This window comes from Pseudoalteromonas sp. S3178, assembly GCF_005886985.1.
Lineage (GTDB): Bacteria > Pseudomonadota > Gammaproteobacteria > Enterobacterales > Alteromonadaceae > Pseudoalteromonas > Pseudoalteromonas carrageenovora.
Window position 1 is genome coordinate 1 of the sequence record NZ_PNCW01000431.1, and the last position, 333, is coordinate 333.

At 46.2% G+C, this 333-nt stretch carries 1 protein-coding gene; it reads right to left on the bottom strand.

Going from position 1 to position 333, the window contains the following annotated elements; translation table 11 throughout:
* The coding region (locus tag CWC11_RS21615; protein ID WP_249330800.1) for a Mur ligase family protein at positions 1-333 on the bottom strand (333 nt) is incomplete at both ends.

Here is a 333-nt window from a genome sequence, read left to right on the forward strand (position 1 = left end):
ACGCCATCAAAGAATACGTATTGTTGGTAGCTATGCGCTTCACTCCAGCGACCGTAAACAACCACGGTGTCGTCATTGAATTCAGCAGCCCAACTAGCCCCCACTACATCGTCAATATTGATGACTGTGTGAGTTGGCGCACAGCGAGTAAATAGTAGTTTCTTGGCTTCTGCATAGCTTTGCATATCACCGTGATAATCTAAGTGATCGCGCGTCAAATTGGTGAAAACAGCCACATCAAAGTCGCACTCATCAACTCGACCTTGCACCAAGCCATGGGAAGAGACCTCCATCGCGACTTGATCATATTGTTGCTGTAAAAACGCCAAAATA